Annotated in this window: 17 protein-coding genes and 5 tRNA genes; all 22 read right to left on the bottom strand. The window is 45.0% G+C overall.

The genetic code is table 11. From position 1 onward, the window contains the following. Window positions 1–19: 19 nt before the first annotated feature. Entirely contained in the window at window positions 20–388 is a 369-nt protein-coding gene (locus tag Q7P33_RS15160; RefSeq protein WP_303871585.1) for a YccF domain-containing protein, read from the bottom strand. Window positions 389–400: 12 nt separating this feature from the next. Next, complete coding sequence (msrA, locus tag Q7P33_RS15155; RefSeq protein WP_303871584.1) at window positions 401–949, bottom strand: peptide-methionine (S)-S-oxide reductase MsrA; 549 nt, start codon at window positions 947–949, stop codon at window positions 401–403. 1 nt (window position 950) lies between these two features. Beyond that, entirely contained in the window at window positions 951–1,691 is a 741-nt protein-coding gene (locus Q7P33_RS15150; RefSeq protein WP_303871583.1) for an alpha/beta fold hydrolase, read from the bottom strand. A 134-nt stretch (window positions 1,692–1,825) separates the two neighbouring features. Next, window positions 1,826–1,901, bottom strand: a tRNA-Lys gene (locus Q7P33_RS15145). A gap of 34 nt (window positions 1,902–1,935) precedes the next feature. Next, window positions 1,936–2,012: transfer RNA gene (locus tag Q7P33_RS15140), tRNA-Gln, on the bottom strand. A gap of 25 nt (window positions 2,013–2,037) precedes the next feature. Beyond that, window positions 2,038–2,114 (bottom strand) — tRNA-His (locus Q7P33_RS15135). Window positions 2,115–2,140: 26 nt separating this feature from the next. Next, a tRNA-Arg gene (locus Q7P33_RS15130) sits at window positions 2,141–2,217 on the bottom strand. A gap of 19 nt (window positions 2,218–2,236) precedes the next feature. After that, window positions 2,237–2,310 (bottom strand) — tRNA-Gly (locus Q7P33_RS15125). 120 nt (window positions 2,311–2,430) lie between these two features. After that, window positions 2,431–3,213 carry an ABC transporter permease gene (locus Q7P33_RS15120; protein WP_303871582.1) on the bottom strand — a complete coding sequence of 261 codons (783 nt, stop codon included), beginning with the start codon at window positions 3,211–3,213 and terminating at the stop codon, window positions 2,431–2,433. A gap of 8 nt (window positions 3,214–3,221) precedes the next feature. Beyond that, window positions 3,222–4,127 (bottom strand): ABC transporter ATP-binding protein, encoded by a 906-nt coding sequence (locus tag Q7P33_RS15115; RefSeq protein WP_303871581.1) that lies wholly within the window; start codon window positions 4,125–4,127, stop codon window positions 3,222–3,224. Window positions 4,128–4,152: 25 nt separating this feature from the next. Next, entirely contained in the window at window positions 4,153–4,638 is a 486-nt protein-coding gene (locus Q7P33_RS15110; RefSeq protein WP_303871580.1) for a metallophosphoesterase, read from the bottom strand. A gap of 59 nt (window positions 4,639–4,697) precedes the next feature. Continuing rightward, window positions 4,698–5,297 carry an RdgB/HAM1 family non-canonical purine NTP pyrophosphatase gene (gene rdgB / locus Q7P33_RS15105; RefSeq protein ID WP_303871579.1) on the bottom strand — a complete coding sequence of 200 codons (600 nt, stop codon included), beginning with the start codon at window positions 5,295–5,297 and terminating at the stop codon, window positions 4,698–4,700. A 13-nt stretch (window positions 5,298–5,310) separates the two neighbouring features. Next, on the bottom strand, window positions 5,311–6,060 hold the full coding sequence (rph, locus tag Q7P33_RS15100; protein WP_303871578.1) for a ribonuclease PH: 750 nt from the start codon (window positions 6,058–6,060) through the stop codon (window positions 5,311–5,313). Between the two features lie 103 nt (window positions 6,061–6,163). Further along, on the bottom strand, window positions 6,164–7,600 hold the full coding sequence (gatB, locus tag Q7P33_RS15095; protein ID WP_303871576.1) for an Asp-tRNA(Asn)/Glu-tRNA(Gln) amidotransferase subunit GatB: 1,437 nt from the start codon (window positions 7,598–7,600) through the stop codon (window positions 6,164–6,166). Between the two features lie 3 nt (window positions 7,601–7,603). Then, entirely contained in the window at window positions 7,604–9,076 is a 1,473-nt protein-coding gene (gene gatA, locus Q7P33_RS15090) for an Asp-tRNA(Asn)/Glu-tRNA(Gln) amidotransferase subunit GatA (protein WP_303871574.1), read from the bottom strand. A 9-nt stretch (window positions 9,077–9,085) separates the two neighbouring features. After that, the gene (gene gatC / locus Q7P33_RS15085) at window positions 9,086–9,373 is read right to left on the bottom strand and encodes an Asp-tRNA(Asn)/Glu-tRNA(Gln) amidotransferase subunit GatC (protein ID WP_303871573.1); all 288 of its coding nucleotides are present in this window, start codon (window positions 9,371–9,373) and stop codon (window positions 9,086–9,088) included. A 138-nt stretch (window positions 9,374–9,511) separates the two neighbouring features. After that, a complete protein-coding gene (gene ligA, locus Q7P33_RS15080) occupies window positions 9,512–11,509 on the bottom strand; it encodes an NAD-dependent DNA ligase LigA (protein WP_303871572.1) in 1,998 nt (665 codons plus the stop codon). 24 nt (window positions 11,510–11,533) lie between these two features. Continuing rightward, window positions 11,534–13,741: a DNA helicase PcrA gene (gene pcrA, locus Q7P33_RS15075; RefSeq protein WP_303871571.1), complete on the bottom strand. Its 2,208-nt coding sequence runs from the start codon at window positions 13,739–13,741 to the stop codon at window positions 11,534–11,536. 279 nt (window positions 13,742–14,020) lie between these two features. Beyond that, the gene (locus tag Q7P33_RS15070; protein ID WP_303871569.1) at window positions 14,021–15,160 is read right to left on the bottom strand and encodes an iron-containing alcohol dehydrogenase; all 1,140 of its coding nucleotides are present in this window, start codon (window positions 15,158–15,160) and stop codon (window positions 14,021–14,023) included. Then, the gene (locus Q7P33_RS15065) at window positions 15,157–16,470 is read right to left on the bottom strand and encodes a cell wall metabolism sensor histidine kinase WalK (protein WP_303871568.1); all 1,314 of its coding nucleotides are present in this window, start codon (window positions 16,468–16,470) and stop codon (window positions 15,157–15,159) included. The genes Q7P33_RS15070 and Q7P33_RS15065 overlap by 4 nt, the downstream gene beginning before the upstream one ends. Next, the gene (locus tag Q7P33_RS15060) at window positions 16,457–17,140 is read right to left on the bottom strand and encodes a response regulator transcription factor (RefSeq protein ID WP_303871566.1); all 684 of its coding nucleotides are present in this window, start codon (window positions 17,138–17,140) and stop codon (window positions 16,457–16,459) included. The genes Q7P33_RS15065 and Q7P33_RS15060 overlap by 14 nt, the downstream gene beginning before the upstream one ends. A gap of 11 nt (window positions 17,141–17,151) precedes the next feature. Then, complete coding sequence (locus tag Q7P33_RS15055; protein WP_303871564.1) at window positions 17,152–19,092, bottom strand: hypothetical protein; 1,941 nt, start codon at window positions 19,090–19,092, stop codon at window positions 17,152–17,154. Window positions 19,093–19,269: the final 177 nt, after the last annotated feature.

Here is a 19,269-nt window from a genome sequence, read left to right as displayed (position 1 = left end):
CAATAGCACAATCCCTACCTTAAATATCGGTAATTTGTGCGCCAAAGGGAAACAATGCCAGCTTGGCAAACTTAAACCACTGCAGTCCAAATGGGATCCCAATCAGGGTAATGCAATAGATAATCCCCAGAATCGCCGATGCCGCCGCCAGTCCCCAGCCAAAAATCAAGATCCATAAAATATTCAGGATCACCGAACCCGTTCCCATCTGTGAATAGTCGACCGTTTTTCCAAATGGCCAGAGCACCAGCTGGGCCATTTTAAAGGCTTGCAATCCCAGAGGAATCCCAATAATCGTGATGCAGCAAAGAATTCCAGCTAAAAACCAGCCAATTGCCATAATCAGGCCCCCAAAAATAATCCAGATAATATTACCAATAATACTCATGCTCTTCTCTTTTCATTCGTTATTTATGGATGGATCCCGAGCTACGGCGGCCTTTTTAAACTCACGATTGCCAATATGACAATACCCTCCGGGATTCTTTTTTAGATATTCCTGGTGATAGACCTCTGCTGCACTGTAATTTTCCAGTGGCAGCACTTCGATGGCCAGCGGCACCCCATATTCCATCCTTAATGCCTGAACTGACTCTAAGATCACTGCTTTATCGGCAGGATCCGAATAGTAAATACCCGTGCGATATTGAATTCCCACATCGTTTCCCTGACGATTCACGGCAACCGGATCGATGACTTCAAAATACATACCTAGCAGAAATGGTAGGCTGATCACCTGATTGTCATAGGTTACCTTAACCACCTCGGCATGTCCGGTATTGTGATGACAGACATCCTCGTAGGTGGGATTTTGGGTTTTACCATTGGCATAACCAACCTCGGTTTTAACGACTCCTCTAATGGCTTTAAAATACATTTCCGTTCCCCAGAAACAGCCGCCAGCCAAGGTGATTTCTCTGACATTCTTGTTTGAATTATCTTTTATCATATCAGTTTCCTTTCCAGATTTCCAACATTTTTTTGACCGTGATGGCTTGCTGTTCAATCGGGGTGATCGATGCTACGCCATCGCCAGCCTGTAATCCATAATTACCAAAGCCACTGTGATTACCCCCAGCAATTTCATAATAGCTGGCTTCTTGCGGCATCTTATCCCGGCCTTTGGCCAGACCCTGTTGATTAATAATCTGATCGGCACTGCCATAGAGGCTTAGAACCGGATGACTGCTCCGTGTCAGCGGTTCATTCGGATATGCGCCTAAGAGCACCAACCCGGATACCTGATCTTCGTGTCCAGCCAAATAGTCTGAGGCCATCGCCCCGCCCAGTGAGTGCCCAACCATAATCCAATTTTTAATCTCCGGCATTGCTTCCATCACCGCATCAGCTCCATTTATATTAAACACGGCCAGATTAAAGGGCATGCCAACAATCACTGCCGGGTAGCCTTGTTCTGCCAATGTCCGCACTAACGGTGCATAAGCGATGTCTTCCACCTTACCCCCGGGATAAAAAATAAAACCTGTTTCATACTGACCTGCTGTTGGCATAAAGATTGTCAAATTACCTTCCTCTCGAACATTGACCTGATCACTTGAAACCAGAGCGTCATGAGCCGTTTGGTCAGCATGATAGTAATCCCCCAAATACGTCAATAACCCGATGACCAAAGCTACCAATGTAATTCCGATTATTTTTACAATTTTCTTAACGGTTATTCTTTCCTTCATCGCTGCTCCTTACTGATGTTGACTGTTGCTTCTGATCTCACTTTTATACCCCCAACCCCTTATAAAACAACATTTCATCATTTTAATTTTTCAAAAAATAAAAAAACCGCAATCACTGCGGTTGTGTTTTTAAATGGTGACCCATGGGCGACTTGAACGCCCGACACCCTGATTAAAAGTCAGATGCTCTACCAACTGAGCTAATGGGTCAGATAAAGTTATTCTCTTCTCTGCGTAATAAAAATGGCAGGGGTAGCAGGACTCGAACCTACGAAATGCCAGAATCAAAATCTGGTGCCTTACCAACTTGGCTATACCCCTATAAAAACAATGACGATATAAAAAATGGGGTGGATAATGGGACTCGAACCCACAACATCCAGAACCACAATCTGGCGCTCTAACCGATTGAACTATACCCACCACGATATAAAAACAATATGAAACAATGGTGCGCCTGAAGGGATTCGAACCCCTGGCACACGGCTTAGAAGGCCGTTGCTCTATCCTACTGAGCTACAGGCGCTCAATCCTTTTCGCAAAAATGGAGCGGGTGAAGGGAATCGAACCCTCGCGACTGGCTTGGAAGGCCAGGGCTCTACCACTGAGCTACACCCGCATTGCCTCTCTTAGAGACAAGTGTTAGTATACTTGAAATATCAAGTGTTGTCAACTCTTTTTTAATTATTTTTTGTTTTTTGCGCTCTCAAAACCCGATCAATCTGAACCCAAAAAAAGCTTAAACTATTTTAATCCCAACACCTTTTTTGAAAATATAGGCCGCTACAAAAAATGAACTGATCAGCAATCCCATTGTCAAAAGAACATGGATCACAATATTGCCTTCACAGACGCCAATATAGGCGTATCGGGAAACATTAACCAGCGGAAAGATCGGATTGAAATAGATTAGATTGGCCAAAAATCCCGGTAATTTTGAAACCTCAAAGAAGACCCCACCTAAATAGGTAAGTGGCGTGATAATAATTGCTAAAGCAAAATTCATCTTTTCAAAATTATCTAAAACAAGACCGGCAATTAAACCCACCGAAGCAAAAACAAAGGACGTTGCTGTCAGCGAGAGGATAAAAAAGATTGGATATGCAACTTCATAACCTACGAAAAATATCGTCGCCACATATGTCAGAATACCAACCAGTACCCCACGAAACATCCCGCCAAAGACGAAGGCCAGAATCTTTTCTGCCAGTGAGATGGGGTAGCTGTTTAAATCCTGTATGGTGTTCTGAAATTTTTGTGAGATCATTGAAAAAGCCGGATTTTGAAAAGCCGCAAAAATTGCTCCCATCGTCGCTAAACCCGGAACCAAAAAATTGAGATAGCTGATTCCATCAATCCCGACTTCTCTGGTTTGCAGCATTCCCCCGAATATCAGCATATATAATATATTCGAAATCAGTGGCGCCAGTACTGTCTGTACCGGAACCTTCATAAACCGATGGATTTCTTTATTTAAGAGGGTTGTAAATCCAACTCTGTTATAAAAAATTCTACTTTTCATCTGCCCTCCTAATGTTTAATAATATTTAAATAAATATCTTCCAGTTTTGGTCTTTCCACCACCAGATTAGTGAATTCCATATTTTTCTCTGATAATTGCCTAAAGACTTTGGACAAGTCGTTTTTTGAGGCTTTCAGCTGCAGCCTGGTTTTATCTTCGATATGCGGATGATAGTCACTTAAAAAATCAAAGTCGGCCAGATTAAGCACCTGATCAAAGTGAACCTCGATGATCGACTCCCGGGAAAAGGCATCCATCAGTTCTTCTTTGGGTTCATCAGCAATAATTTTCCCGCCATCAATAATTACAATCCGTTTGCACAGCTTTTCGGCTTCTTCAATATAGTGGGTGGTCAGAATAATCGTGGTTCCAAACTGATGCAGCTTGACCAGAAAATCATATAAGGTATGTCGCATTTCAATATCAACACCCGCTGTTGGCTCATCGAGAATCAGGATTTTGGGCTTATGAACCAGCGCCTTGGCAATCAGAAACCGTCTGCGCATCCCCCCAGACAAATCACGGATGCGGGCACTACGTTTTTCAGTTAAGTACAGAGCCTCCAGAATTTCATCAATATAGGCCTTGTTGTTTTTAATCCCAAAGTAACCGGATTGCTTTTTCAGGGCTTCATCAACAGTAAATACAAAATCATAACCCGTATCCTGAGGCACGATGCCGATAATCTTTTTTGTTTCCAGTTCCTTCTTATCAAGATCATAACCACCGATACTGACACTTCCCCGGGTCTTTTTCACATTGCCGGCCAGAATATTGATTAAAGTGCTTTTGCCCGCCCCATTTTGTCCCAACAGGGCTGTGAATTCCCCTTCAGCAATTTCTAAATTGATGTTTTTTAAAGCCTCTTTTTTTCCTTTTTGATAGGTCATTGATACATCTCTTACACTGAGCATCGCTTGTCTCCTTTTTCTGTTATGGTCAATCATTCCAAAGCGGGATGATTTTAGCCTCAATTTCCCCCGCTTCAATGGTAATCAGCCCATAGCTTGCGGGATCATCCAAGCGGGGTGCCCCTACTGAACCGGGGTTCATCAGCAACACCTGTCCATCATCTTCAATGTAAGCGTGGTGGGTATGTCCATAGAGAATCACTTGCGCACTCTTTTCCAACCCGGCATAGTAAAGATGATGCAGATCATTCTTGACCCCGTGTTTATGACCATGACAGGCAAACACTCTAAACCCACCTAATGTGGTTTCCAGTGACATACTACCCTGATCAGCAAACGAGTCCAAGTTGCCCTTTAAGATGTGAACGGGGGCGTTCGTGATCGTTCGCAGATACAGCGCATCTTCCACATAATCCCCCAAATGGATAATGACATCCACCGGACCCATTTCTTCAACGGCCTGTTTTACAGCTTTCAGATTGCCGTGGCTGTCACTCATTACGCCAATTTTCATTTTATCCCCCATCCCTTATTCTTTCCGTGTAAATAAAAACCCTCCATTGTCGAGTTTTTTTATAGTGCCTGATTCAGCAGTTCCCGGGCCTTTTTAATGGCAACGGCCCGGTGACTGAGGCGGTTTTTTTCTTCCTTGCTCATGTCACCATAGCAACGTCCGGATGCCTCATGAATAAAAAGTGGATCATAGCCAAATCCCCCGCTGCCACAATAGTTGCTGGCAATTTTTCCCCGAACCAATCCTTCACAGGTCAACTCCCGACCATCCGGCAAAATCATCGCAATGACTGTGATAAAGGCAGCGCCCCGCTGCCAGTCCGGCACGTCGGCCATTTCTTTTAGGAGTTTATTATTATTGTCTTCATAACTGACATTGTCGCCAGCATAACGGGCTGAATAGATTCCCGGGGCTCCACCAAGGCAGTCTACCGACAAACCGGAATCGTCTCCCATAATAATCAGCTCTTTGCCCTGAACATAGGGCTGCAAGGCCCGTACCTTGATCAGCGCATTCGCTTCAAAGGTCAGCCCATCTTCAATAATATCCAGATCAATATTTAAATCTTTCATCGTCATGACTTCAAAATCGTCGCCCAGCATTGCTTTTAACTCTTTGGCCTTATCCTGATTTCCAGTCGCTAACAGTATCGTTCTCATTATCATTTACCCGTTAATCCTGTAATGTATCTTTCTGGAAGGCGATGATTCTTTTGATGCTCGCTTCACCCAACTCCAATAGTTTTTGCAGTTCTTCCTTTTTAAAGGGCCGTTCTTCACCAGTGCCCTGTATTTCAATGATTTCGCCAGCTTCGGTCATCACCATATTCATATCCACCTCGGCATTTGAATCTTCTACATAACACAGATCAACAACGGCTTCGCCCTGATAAATTCCCACACTGGTGGCAGCAACATAATTGGTAATCGGCATTTCGGCAATTTTCCCGGCCTCGATCAACCCTGATAGGGCATCATGAAGCGCCAGAAATGAGCCGGTAATTGCTGCCGTTCGGGTTCCACCGTCGGCCTGAATCACATCGCAATCGATCCAGATGGTTCGTTCCCCGAGCATGGTCTGATCAATGACGGATCGCAGACTCCGACCGATTAAGCGCTGAATTTCCATGGTTCGACCATCAATTTTACCGCGATTTCGATCTCGGCTTTTGCGGGTATTGGTCGACGCTGGCAACATTTCATACTCGGCAGTAACCCAGCCCTTTTTTTGGCCTTTTAAAAATGGCGGCACCTTATCCTCCACCATTGCAGTACAAATAACCTTGGTATCACCCACTTCGATCAGTACTGACCCCTGGGCATGCTTAATAAAGTTGCGGGTCACCCGCATCGGTCGTAATTCATTGGCCGCCCGACCGTCGATTCGTTGTTGTTCCATTTCTATTATCTCACTATTTTCCATATTCTTCCTTTTTTTGTTAATTATTTTTTAAGGGATTACTGCAACGATGCAATAATCCCTTAGTCAAAATTTTCGTTTTTAATACTATCCCCGTTAACGCATCTTAAGCCAAATGTCTGGCAACAACCGCCCGAATAATTTCGTTGGCAACCTGAGCATTCGCCTTTCCCTTGGTGGCCTTCATCACCTGTCCGGTTAAGAAACCATACGCTTTTTCATTACCAGCCCCGATATCTTCAACCGATTTGGGATTATCCGCAACAATTTTTTCGATGATCGCTTCCAGCTCACCGGTATCGCTCATCTGCGCCAGTCCCTGTTCTTTTACGATATCACCGGCATTTTTACCGGAAACAAACATTTCTTTTAAAACTTCCTTGCCGCTGGTTCCACTGATGACTTTGTCCCTGACAAGTTTCAAAAGTTCCACCAATAGCGCCGGGGTAATGGTGATGGTTTCCATGCTCTGTTCATTTTCTTTTAACAGTGGCGGAATTTCCACCATCATCCAGTTCGAAATCTGTTTAGGTTCGTTATACAAAGCCACTGCTTCTTCAAAGAAGCGGGCGGTAACACCAGTGGTCGTCAGCACCCCGGCATCATATTCCGGCAGTTTATATTCTTCCACATAACGCTTCTTTTTAGCTTCCGGCAATTCCGGCAGTTTACTTTTAATTCTTTCAATATAGGACGGTTCCAACACAATCGGTACCAGATCCGGTTCCGGAAAATACCGATAATCGTGGGCTTCTTCCTTGCTTCGAAGCGATGAGGAAACCCCTTTGGTATCATCCCATTTACGGGTTTCCTGGATGATTTCCCGTCCTTTTTTAAGTTCGATAATCTGGCGTTTACTTTCATACTGAACAGCTCGGATCAATGCCCGGAAAGAGTTCAGGTTTTTCATTTCGGTTCGGGTTCCCAACACTTCGGTGCCCTTTTCACGAATTGACAGATTCACGTCAAAACGCATCGAGCCCTGTTCCATCTTACAGTCAGAAACCCCGGTATATTCCAGAATATTCCGAACCTTTTCAGCAAAGGCCCGCGCTTCCTCGGCACTGCGCAGGTCCGGCTCAGTGACGATCTCAATCAAGGGGACGCCACAACGGTTGACATCCAACAGAGTTCCATCAGCCGATTCGTGAAGCAGCTTACCGGCATCTTCTTCGATATGGATGCGGGTAATCCCAATATCTTTTTTAACTCCGTCGACTTCAATGCCGACTGCACCACCGGTACAAATCGGCAAATCAAATTGCGAGGTTTGATAAGCTTTGGGCAAATCCGGATAGAAATAGTTTTTTCGATCCATCTTGCTAAAATGAGCAATTTCACAATTCAGTGCTAAACCGGCCCGGGTGGCATACTCAACCACTTTTTCATTAAGTACCGGCAAGACTCCCGGCATCCCCAAACACACCGGACAGGTATGGGTGTTTTCATCCTGACCAAACTCGGTTGGACACGAACAGAATATCTTTGTTTTTGTGCCTAACTCCACATGGATTTCCATTCCAATGACAATTTCATATTCCATGATTTAGACCTCCGTTCCCAATGATGCTTTTAAATTCGTCAGACCGGATTCCTGCTCAAAGGCCCAAGCGGCTTTTAACAGCGTCTCTTCGCTTAAAATCGGCCCTAACAGCTGCATCCCAATCGGCATTCCGCTATTGTCCAGACCACAAGGAATTGAAATCCCGGGAATCCCGGCAATATTAACCGGTACGGTATAAATATCGGTCAGATACATCTCCAACGGGTTGCTGGTTTTTTCGCCAATCCCAAAGGCCGTGGTCGGTGCCGTTGGCGTCAGCAATACATCACAGCCGCCAAAGACCTGATCAAAATCGGCTTTGATGATGGTTCGCACCTGCATGGCTTTTTTATAATAAGCGTCATAGTACCCCGAGCTAAGCGCATAGGTACCCAACATGATCCGTCGCTTTACTTCGTCGCCAAAACCCTGGCTTCTTGTTTTTTTATAAAGATCAACCAGATCGCTGTATTCTTCGGCCCGGAAACCATAACGGATACCGTCATAACGGGCCAGGTTGGAGCTAGCTTCAGCCGACGAAATCATATAGTAGGCGGACAAGGCATAGTCCAGATGCTGAAAAGACACATCGACAATTTCGGCCCCCAGAGTTTTATAGATGGCTATGGCCTCTTCCAGACTTTTGCGGACTTCCGGTTGCAGACCTTCGCCGAAAAATTCTTTGGCCACGCCAATTTTTAACCCCTTAACTCCTTGTTTGAGGTTGTTCGTATAATCGATTTTTTCCAGATTGAGAGAGGTGGAATCCTTGGCATCATGACCAACAATGGCGTTCAGCACCAGGGCGCAGTCTTCGACATCCTTGGTGAACGGTCCAATCTGATCCAGTGATGAGGCAAAGGCCACCAGACCATAACGGGAGACCAGACCATAGGTTGGTTTCATCCCCACCACGCCGCAAAACGAGGCGGGCTGACGGATCGATCCGCCAGTGTCCGATCCCAGCGTATAAAAGGCGGTATCAGCAGCTACGGCAACAGCTGATCCACCACTGGAACCACCAGGTACCTTATTTAAATCCCAGGGGTTACGGGTCTTTTTATAAGCAGAGTTTTCGGTGGAAGAACCCATGGCAAACTCGTCCATATTGGTTTTTCCCAACAAAATCCCCCCCGCTTCGCTTAGCCGATCATAAACCTCGGCATTATAAGGGGGATTAAAGTTATACAGCATCTTTGACGCACAGGTGGTCAAGATCCCTCTGGTGCACATGTTATCTTTGAGTCCGTAAGGAATCCCTTCCAGCGGGGTTCTTTGGGTTCGCCCGGACAGCTCGGTATCCAGCCCCTGAGCCGCCTCCAATGCTTCCTCGGTCTGGAGACTGAGATAGGCATCGGTATTTTTTTCGACGGCGTTAATGCGGTTAACCACCGCCTGGGTGACCTCCGTAACCGTGACTTCTTTTTTATCCAGAAGGTCATTTATTTCATGTATGGTTTTTTGATATAATTCCATTATTGCCTCCTATTCCATAACCCGGGGAACCTTAAAGCACCCGGCTTCGCTCTCTGGCGCATTAGCCAATGCTTCTTCATTAGTCAGGCAGGACTTGATTTCGTCCTCCCGAAACACATTCTGAACCGCCAACACATGTTCGGTGGCTTTAATATGGGAGGTATCGAGTCCGCTGAGGGTTTCGGCATAATCCAGCACGGCTCCCAGTTGGTCGGCCAGAGCGGTCACTTCATCCTCGGAAAATTCCAAACGGGCAAGATTGGCCACGTAGGTGACATCTTCTCGTGTTAAACTCATAGTTCGTATCCTTTCTTTGCTGCTGACTTTCAATCTTATTCTTTTGGTCACTTTTTTCGCACTTCATTTAGCATAAATGCACTGATTTTCTATGTTAACAGCCAAAGCTGTCAGTCTGATTCTAAAAATCACCCTTCATTATAGATCAAACCTACCACCCCTGACAAGAGCCAAAAACGCATCTTCATCAATTATTGCAATTCCCAACTCCTGTGCTTTGGCATATTTTGACCCGGATTTTTCCCCGGATAGAAGAAAATCAGTTTTTTTGCTGACGCTGCCAGCTACCTTGCCACCATTGGCTTCGATTAGGGCTTTGGCTTCCCGGCGATCCAGGGTGGGCAGAGTGCCAGTGAGTACAAAGGTCTTGCCAACCAGGGTTTGAGACTCCTGATGGGTTTCCTGAACCATATTGAGCCCAGCCGCTGCCAACCCGCTGATAATTTCAAGATTGGTGGGGGTCTGAAAAAAATCGACGATTTCGGCAGCCATTTTTTCACCGATCTCAAAGATCGCTTTGAGATCGTCTTCTTGGGCCAAGATCAGATTGTCCATTTTCTTAAAATGCTCGGCCAAAATTTTCGCCCCTCTGGCACCCACCAGGGGAATCCCCAAACCAAAAATCAGCCGTGACAGTTCCCGCTTTTTAGAGGCTTCAATCCCGGCCAGAAGATTGTCTACCGATTTTTCGCCCAGCTTTTCCAGGGTAACCAGCTGCGCTCGTTTGTGATCGAGATGATAGATGTCGACCGGGTTGCTCACCAGCTGCTCGTCCATCAACAATCGCAACACCCCCGGCCCCAATCCTTCGATATTCATCGCATCCCGGGAGGTAAAATGCACCAGTTTGCGAAACACCTGGGCCGGACATGCCATGTTCAGACATCGGGTTACCGCTTCTCCCTCAATTCGAAAGGTCGGTTCATCACATACTGGACAGCGTTTTGGCATTTGAAAAACCACCTCGTTGCCCGATCGCTTTTCAAACACCACATGATCCACTTCCGGAATTACATCACCGGCTTTCTGGATTACCACTTGATCGCCAATCCGAATATCTTTATTGCGGATATTGTCCTCATTATGGAGGGTCGCCCGCGCAATCACCGATCCCGCCAATGATACCGGCCTAAGTTCAGCCACCGGGGTCAGAGCGCCCGTTCGGCCGACCTGAACGGTGATGGCATCGACGGTAGTCAGTGCCTGATCTGGGGCAAATTTATAAGCCATCGCCCAACGAGGGCTCTTTGAGGTGTTACCCAACTGTTCCCGATAGGATAATTCATCCACTTTTATCACCAAACCGTCAATCTCAAAGGGCAGCTCTCGTCGTTCCACTTCCATCTCGCAGCAATAGTCAATGATCGCTTCAATATCATTAAAAGTTTTAACCGCACTGGTTTTAAAACCCAGCTTTTTTAAATAGATCAACGTCTCCCGATGCGTTTTGGGTTCAAACCCTGTCGCCGCTTCCAGATTAAAGATAAAAATATCCAGCGGACGGGAGGCCGTTAACCTGGGATCCAATTGCCGCAGGGAGCCGGCGGCGGCATTTCTCGGGTTAGCAAAAGAGCTTTCCGCTTCAGCCTGGCGCCGCTGATTCAGCTTTTCAAAATCGGCCTTGCCCATAAACACTTCGCCCCGGACTTCCAGGGTTGCCGACTCCGTAAGACGTAACGGAATCGACCGGATCGTTTTGAGATTGCTGGTGACATTTTCTCCGACTTCCCCATCGCCTCGGGTGGCCCCCTGAACAAATAAACCATTTTCATAATTGAGCACGACCGTTAACCCATCGAATTTATACTCCACCACATAGGTGGCTTCAGGACAGGTTTGCCGCACCCGGCGGTCGAAATCCCTAAGATCCCCGGCATCAAAGGCATTACTAAGACTCAGCTTGGGACGGCTATAAACCACCTTCTCGAAACCTTCAGAAGGACTGCCGCCAACCCGCTGGGTCGGGGAATCCGGAGTAATTAACTCCGGGTTTTGGGTTTCTAAATCAATCAGTTCCTTCATCAGCTGATCATAGTCATAGTCCGAAATCAGGGGGGCATCTTCAAGATAATAGGCTCTGTTATGAGCTTCAATTTCTTTTTTTAAGTTTTCAATTCGGATTTTACTCATACGCATTTCCTATCCTTAATTGCTTATTAACTATGCTTTTTCCACAAAGGTCGGATCCATTTTTTTGATCCCGACCCCCGGAAAGGCCACCGAAATCATGTTATTTTTGACTTCCACCACGGTACCAAGGCCAAATTTTTTATGCTTGACCTTATCCGTCAGCCCAAAATTATTTTCCGAAGAACTGTTGTTCAAGTTAACGGTATTGGCATTATTTCTGCGGATCGCCACTTTCGACTGAGTTACCCGTTCGGAAAAGGTTTTATTCTTTTTGCTTTCAATGTCGATTTCCGGCTTCCGCTCGTAGCGCTGCTTATTTTCGACGCATACCTGATCCGGCATTTCTTTTAAAAATCGCGACGGGGTTTGCAATTGACGGCGACCGTAAAGGGTTCTTTCGGCAGCCCAGGAAATATACAGCCGTTTCATCGCCCGGGTAATACCCACATAACAGATGCGCCGTTCCTCTTCGATGTCCTCCGGGGAATCCATGGCACGACCATGGGGGAAGATTCCTTCTTCCAGACCGGGGATAAAGACAATCGGGAATTCCAGGCCCTTGGCATTATGCAGGGTCATCAGCAGCACCTTACCCTGATCGCCATCGTACTTATCGGTTTCTGACGATAAGGCCACGGTTTCCAGATAGGCACTGAGGCTTTGATCATCACTGTTCTTTTCAAAGTCGGTGGCCGAGGAAACCAGTTCCTGAAGATTTTCCAGCCGACTTTCGCCCTTGTCCATTTTTCCGGTTTCCAGCATTTCCAGATAACCGGTTTTTTCAATCACCGCTGCAATCAGCTCACTTAAGCTGGCCGTCTCCTGGATCGCTGCCAGTTCCTTCATCAGCTCACTAAAGGCCCGAACCTTGTTTTTGACACTGGGGCTCAGTTCCGGAATTTCTTCGACGTGATGAAAGGCCTGCATCAGGCTGAAGCTTTTAAAATTGGCATATTCGGCAATTTTTTCAATGGTTGCTGAACCGACTCCCCGCTTAGGCACGTTGACAATCCGCATAAAGCCCATATTGTCTTTGGGATTACTGAGGACATTCAAATAAGCAATGATGTCCTTGATTTCGGTTCGCGAGTAGAATCCGGTTCCGCCGATTAGCTGATAAGGTAGACCGGCCCGCATCAGGGCTTCTTCAAACAATCGGGACTGAGCATTGGTTCGATAAAGAATGGCAAAATCGCCATAAATACCCTGTCCCTTATTGATCGTGTCATTAATCTCATCCACAATAAAACGGGCTTCGTCATAGCCCTGGTTAAACGAGGCAATCATGATTTTTTCATCGCCGTCATTATTCGTCCACAGAGCCTTTTCCTTGCGACCAGTGTTTCTGGCGATGACACTGTTGGCACAATCCAGGATGGTTTGTGTGGAACGATAATTCTCTTCCAGTTTAACGACCCGGGCATTGGCATAGTCTTTTTCAAAGTCAAGGATATTATTGATATCTGCACCCCGCCAGCCATAAATACTCTGGTCGTCATCACCGCAGACGCAAATGTTTTTATATTTGGCAGCCAGCAGATTGACCAGCTCATATTGGCTGTGATTGGTATCCTGGTATTCGTCGACCATAATGTATTTAAAACGATTCTGATATTGCTCGAGAATTTCGGGAAAGCCTTTAAATAATACCAGGGTATTATAGATCAGATCATCAAAATCCATGGCATTGTTGGCTTTGAGACTCTCCTGGTAGCGTTTATAATAAATGGCCACCTTTTCTTTCCTGAAATCTCCAGAATTTTCTTTCAGATAGGCGTCAGGACTAACAAAGTTATTCTTGGCAGTGGAGATTTCACCACTTAAAAACTGATTGGTAAAATATTTGTCATTGAGACCCAATTCTTTAATCAAGCTCTTGTACAGTCGTTTTTGATCGTCCATATCATATATAACAAAATTGTCATCATAACCCAGCCATTGGGCATGGGATCGCATGATCCGGGCGCACATGGCATGGAAAGTCGACATCCAGATCCGTTTACTGTCTTCTATATTCATTTTGGCAATTCGTTCCCGCATTTCACCAGCGGCTTTATTGGTAAAAGTGATAGCCAGAATCTGCGAAGGCCATGCCTGTCCGGTTTCAATAATATGGGCAATGCGATGGATAATGGTTCGTGTTTTTCCCGATCCGGCCCCAGCTAGTATTAATAGCGGCCCATCGATGGTTTCTGCTGCTTCTCGTTGTCGAGCGTTTAACCCGTCTAATAAACTCATGTGTTCTCCTAAATATTTATTTCATCTAGATAATTGCGAAACTGCCGTAAGCTTTGCGCCCAGTTTCGCACGAAACAATTTCTACACTGTACGGCGGACAGTTCGATGAACTGTTCGCCTACACGTTACGAAATCACTTGTGGAAACTGCATCCAAAGCAATGATTGTTTGATGTCTTTTCATTTTGCAATTAACTAATTTATTTCACTGGTAGATGAGAAAGCTCTACTGCCTTGATTGGGCCTTTACAAATTTTCCAACTACCGCATTTTTTCATGACTAAAATTGCCTTTTTCCATAATAAATGCTGGTTAAAACCTTATCCATTTCAGCCGCATCCATTTTCACAGGATTCCGCTGAGTGGAGCCCAGCAGTGAATTTTTCAATAACTCCTCGTAGTGTGCTTTAAATTGTTCTTCCGGGATCCCGGCGGCCTGAAATGAACCAGGGATACCAAAGCTATGATTTAGCGTTTTGATTTCGTCAATGATGTTTTTACCGATTAACTGGGATAACTTCTCCAGATCCTCAGCTACCTGAAGATCCCGCTGATTATATTCCAAAACAAAGGGCAGGGCAATCGCATTGAGGAGCCCGTGACTGGTTCCAAAACGCCCCCCAAAAGCATGGGCAATCCCATGATCCATTCCCAATCCGGCATTCTGAAAAGCAAACCCGGCCAGACAGGAAAAGTTATGGACATGCTGGCGGCTTTCGATATCCCCATTTTCAAAAGACGGGCGCAGGTGCCCAAGCAGCCCCTCTACTGCCCCTCTGGCCATGGTTTTGGTAAAGTCATCGGCGTTTTTATTGATCATCGCTTCCAGGCCATGAGTCAAGGCATCCATTCCCGATTCAACCATCACGGAGGTCGGCATTGATAGCACCAGCTCCCCATCCAGAATCGCCAGATCGGGAATAAAGGCCTTGGTCTTAAGTCCGATTTTAATGTTCTCTTCCGGGAAGGTAATCACCGCTGCCCGGGTGACTTCCGAGGCAGTCCCCGAGGTTGTGGGGATCGCGACCAGTTTAATCCGTTCCCGTTTTTCCGGTGTCTGACCATTTTTGATTGCCTCAATTGTTAATCCCGGGTATTCGCACATCAGCGTCATCACCTTGGCCGCATCAAGCACTGAACCACCGCCGATGGCAATGACCACATCCGGATCGAAATCTTTCATCTTAATCAAACCCGTTTCCACATCAATGACACTGGGATTCGCTCCGACCCCACTGAGGATATCATAAGCTTTGGCCCTTTCTTTTAGTAGCCCTTCGGCCCGTTTGATTGTTCCATTTCTGAATAAGGCTGACTTTCCGGTTACTAAAAAGAACCGCTGTCCATCGATCTTTTTTATGGCATCCAGGGTGCCTGGCCCGGTGATAATCTCATCACCGCAAAATTTTAAACTGCTCATTTTTTCTCTACCCCCTTATCAAAATTCAACGTAATCTTGGTTCCTTTTTTTTCTTCACTTTCGATAATCATCCCAGCATGGTGCTCGTCAACAATCCAATTGGCAATCGATAAACCCAGACCAGTGCCCCCCTCCGTTCGGGAACGGGCTTTGTCAACCCGATAAAACCGTTGGGTGACCTTGTTGATCTCATCTTTGGGAATCCCAATCCCCTGGTCGATGACTTCCACCGCTACGCCTTGGAGAGTTTGCTTTCCGATAATCCGAATAATAGTATTTTCACCGCTATATTTGATGGCATTATCTAAAAGAATTACCAGAAGCTGAGTAATCTGTTTTTCGTCTCCGGTGATGAAAAGAGTCTCATCCAGCTTATTGATCAAAGCAATACCCTTTTTTCCAGCTAAGGGTGCCATTTTTTCGCAGACCACCTTGATTGTATAGGTCAAATCGACCGCTTCCTGCTGTATCACCATATCCCCGGAATCGGCCCGGGCTAGAAACATCAGATCTTCAACAATATGCTGCATCCATCGGATCTCGTCATAGGCATTATTGATCCAGGTCAGCTGGCTTTCCACGCTTTCATCGGTGCTGGCCTTGACCACTTCCAGATTTGTCTGGATCACCGCGATTGGCGTCCGCAGCTCATGGGAAGCATCAGCTAAAAATTCCTGCTGTCGTTCAACACTCTTTTTTATCGGAATCAGGGATCGCCCGGACAAAAAATAACCACCTAAAAAGGATAGTGACGCCCCAATCAGAATGGTAAATCCCACCATTTCCTGGGCATTCCCCAGTAGTGATCGTTCCGAAGCCATATTTTTTATCGCCTGAATCATTTTTAATTCGCCATTTTTATTGACTACTGCATAGGTGCAAATTTTATAGTCTCTGTCACCCTGTTTGTAATTGCTGATCAGATATTTTTCTTTATTCCCGGCAAAATAATGTTTCGATATCTCCACCAGTTTTGCTTCTTCAAGCGGTAACGAATAGGACTGATCCAAAACACTAAACTGTTGGTCAAAAATTACATAAGCGATATTATTTTGAACGAGACTTCGGGTATATTCAAAATACCCCTGTTTTTCTTCCTCGGTAACTGCTTCTCCCGCTTCCTGACGTTCCAGATATTCAATTTCGTTGGCGAGTTGAGAACAATATATTTTTAGATTGTTATTGACATTTGTCTCCACATCCATACTTAAAACGACATACAGAAAAATGGAAATAAATAATAGGAGTCCAATCAGGACTCCTGTATTCATCAGGGTAAGGTTGATCCGAAGCTTGTTAAGACTTAACATTCTCCTTCTCCTTTAAAACATAACCTAACCCCCGAATGGTTTTGATGTAAGCCTGGGAGGTGTCCAGCTTTTTTCGCAGATAGTGGACATAAATCTCCACACTATTTTCCATTGCCATACTCTCAATTCCCCAGATCCGATCCAAAATCTGCTCTTTGGAGATGGTCATTCCAGGATTTCGGATAAACATTTCCAATAATTGAGCTTCCTTGGCAGTGAGTCGGTTTAAGACTTCATCAACATACAGTTCCCCGGAATTAATGTTCAGCGAAATATTTGAAAAGTGGATCACATTGTCCTGATAAACCTCCCAAGGTCGTCGGCCCAAAGCCCTTACCCGGGCAATCAACTCTTCAGTAACAAAGGGTTTGACCAGGTAATCGTCGGCGCCCATATTCAGTCCATTCACCTTATCCTTGGTATCGTCTTTGGCGGTCAATAAAAGAATCGGAACATTTTTGCCCGCCTCCCGGATCGAACGCAAAATCTCCAGCCCAGTCATTCCCGGTAACATAATGTCCAGGATAATCACATCATAGACATCATTCTCGCTGAGCAGCTTACCTTCAATCCCATCATTGACAACATCAACCAGGATTTTGTTTTTCTCGAATATCTTTCCTAACGCCGCCGCCAAAGGTTTTTCATCCTCAACTAAAAGAACACGCATGGTTTTTCTCCTTATAGATTGCTTTCGTTCTTCTTCTCCGGAAATACCTCTTCCAACAGTTCATCCATTGGCAGAATATCCCCAGCTAATTGGGGCTCTTCAATAACCCGACGACACTCCAGGAAAATCCGTACAGCACCCTCATAGTTCTCCAGAAAATTATCTGCCTGCAGGATTTCCCGATCCATCAGATGGTAGATAAACAATCCCATAAAATAAACCTTATCCGGCTCGATATTTTTAAGATTTACGTATTTAAAAAAGGCTGACAGAGCATTATCGTCCTTATCCAGAATTTCGCCAGCAATTCGTACCCACTCTTGAGACAATGTCTCGGTAACAGCCTCCTTGAAGGCCACCCAGAGGATTGCCCGGGCTACTGAATCCTCGACGATATTTAGTGAGTTTTGAACGGCTTCGGCCCCCCGATTGAAAGCTTCGATGATTTTGGGAGCGTAGGTGATCTGTCCCAGGGTATAGTTTTTTCTCAGACCAGCATCCGTATCAATAAGTTTATTGAGTAGGATATCATCTTTTTTTAGCTCATTTTGAATGACATACCACTCGTCATAGATACAGTAGGGCAAAAATCCGAAATCATTGAAAATGTGGTTGATAATCCGCTGGACCTGCAGATATTTCTCCCGTTTCCGCTGAACTTCTTTCTGCTTCTTGAGAAATGTTTCCATTTGATAATAAAGGTTATGTCGTTCAAAAAAACGTTCCATCTGGGTGATGGTTTCCGGTTCGTCGCTATAAAAGATCAGTTCATCCAGTTCCCGCTGTTCTTCTCCCAAACTGCGGCCGTTATTCATAATCAATTGTAAATACTGTTTATCCTCATAAGTCACCCGGTTGCAGGGATGATAGAGCGGATTGGGGAATGTTTCGGTATAGATGAAAAATACCTGACGACTACGTCGAAAATAGATAATATACCCCTTGGTGGTGAAAAATCCCCAGCCTTTGTCACTCGGTTTATTGCCGTGTTTGATATTAAAGCCTTCGGCATAAAGACAGTTCTTCAACAAATAGGTGACAATCTTTTCGTTATTGTCGATACCCATATTTCGCAGGTTCTGTCGATAGTAAGCCCAAAGCAACTCAATTGCAGTCCCCTTCGGATCAAACAGAGCTTCCATCGAAAACATTTTCTGACTTTTTAGATTTTTGACAATACACAAAAGCAAACAATCCAAATGGATTGCCTCAATGAATTCGCCGGGTTTTATTTTTTCCAAATCTTCCACAACCCGGTCATTAAAATACTCCAGACTGTCTTTTTTAAGCTTATCCTGAAGTTTACTGGTCTTCTGGTTAAAACGATCAATGGCGTTGGCCACGGAAAACAATACACTTTCGGAAACAAGAGTCAGAACCACCTTTTTTTTGCGATCCCAAGGATAAAACACATTTTTAAAAATTACTTCGTTTATAATTTCCGAAGATTGCACCTGATAATCCACCAATAAATCACTGGGGATCGAAATATAGATCAGCTTGGGGTTGTCAAGCGTATCAATGATCAAACCCCGACGGCTTAAAAAGACGTTCGCCTTGATCAATTCTTCCTCAACACCGCAATTGACTTCCACTTCTTCCAAAAATTGCTCATTTTGAATCATGTAGGCAATAAAATTTCGGGTGGTGTCCAAACCCTGCTCTTTTAAATTGGCTTCAAAGCCATAAAGCAACAAAATGTGGACGATCCGGACAATGTCCCGCTGCCGGTCAACACCCCGGCTTTCTTTGGCGCGAATAAAAGTTTGATTAAGAGGCGAATCTAATTGATAATAGTCCGGAGCCACCGAAAAGAGTGCTTCAACTGCCAATAATATCAGCAGATCTGCCTCGACCGAAACCAATCCATTTTTTTGAACATCCTTGTTTTTTTTAAGGTTGTTCATCATCCATTGATACATGTCATCCAGTTTTTCAATGCCCTTTTTCAAAACATTATTACAATCGCTACAAAGGCCTTCATACTTTATATTTAACTTTTCATTTTCAATCTTATAACTTCTATCAAAAAAACCGATTGTTTTCCCACACTTATTACACGGCGTTTTCATTTTCTACAATCCTTCCCTGTCATCCTGCTATCTTTTCTCTATATTTACAAATTTCAC

Origin of the sequence: Acetobacterium wieringae, from assembly GCF_026646375.1 — a bacterium.
GTDB classification, from domain to species: Bacteria; Bacillota; Clostridia; order Eubacteriales; family Eubacteriaceae; genus Acetobacterium; species Acetobacterium wieringae_A.
This window is presented reverse-complemented; position numbering and strand designations above follow the sequence as displayed.

Excerpts from the sequence above, each read along its gene's own strand:
- Q7P33_RS15160 (WP_303871585.1), bottom strand. The coding sequence starts at position 388 with ATGAGTATTATTGGTAATATTATCTGGATTATTTTTGGGGGCCTGATT.
- msrA (WP_303871584.1), bottom strand. The coding sequence starts at position 949 with ATGATAAAAGATAATTCAAACAAGAATGTCAGAGAAATCACCTTGGCT.
- Q7P33_RS15150 (WP_303871583.1), bottom strand. The coding sequence starts at position 1,691 with ATGAAGGAAAGAATAACCGTTAAGAAAATTGTAAAAATAATCGGAATT.
- Q7P33_RS15120 (WP_303871582.1), bottom strand. The coding sequence starts at position 3,213 with ATGAAAAGTAGAATTTTTTATAACAGAGTTGGATTTACAACCCTCTTA.
- Q7P33_RS15115 (WP_303871581.1), bottom strand. The coding sequence starts at position 4,127 with ATGCTCAGTGTAAGAGATGTATCAATGACCTATCAAAAAGGAAAAAAA.
- Q7P33_RS15110 (WP_303871580.1), bottom strand. The coding sequence starts at position 4,638 with ATGAAAATTGGCGTAATGAGTGACAGCCACGGCAATCTGAAAGCTGTA.
- rdgB (WP_303871579.1), bottom strand. The coding sequence starts at position 5,297 with ATGAGAACGATACTGTTAGCGACTGGAAATCAGGATAAGGCCAAAGAG.
- rph (WP_303871578.1), bottom strand. The coding sequence starts at position 6,060 with ATGGAAAATAGTGAGATAATAGAAATGGAACAACAACGAATCGACGGT.
- gatB (WP_303871576.1), bottom strand. The coding sequence starts at position 7,600 with ATGGAATATGAAATTGTCATTGGAATGGAAATCCATGTGGAGTTAGGC.
- gatA (WP_303871574.1), bottom strand. The coding sequence starts at position 9,076 with ATGGAATTATATCAAAAAACCATACATGAAATAAATGACCTTCTGGAT.
- gatC (WP_303871573.1), bottom strand. The coding sequence starts at position 9,373 with ATGAGTTTAACACGAGAAGATGTCACCTACGTGGCCAATCTTGCCCGT.
- ligA (WP_303871572.1), bottom strand. The coding sequence starts at position 11,509 with ATGCGTATGAGTAAAATCCGAATTGAAAACTTAAAAAAAGAAATTGAA.
- pcrA (WP_303871571.1), bottom strand. The coding sequence starts at position 13,741 with ATGAGTTTATTAGACGGGTTAAACGCTCGACAACGAGAAGCAGCAGAA.
- Q7P33_RS15070 (WP_303871569.1), bottom strand. The coding sequence starts at position 15,160 with ATGAGCAGTTTAAAATTTTGCGGTGATGAGATTATCACCGGGCCAGGC.
- Q7P33_RS15065 (WP_303871568.1), bottom strand. The coding sequence starts at position 16,470 with ATGTTAAGTCTTAACAAGCTTCGGATCAACCTTACCCTGATGAATACA.
- Q7P33_RS15060 (WP_303871566.1), bottom strand. The coding sequence starts at position 17,140 with ATGCGTGTTCTTTTAGTTGAGGATGAAAAACCTTTGGCGGCGGCGTTA.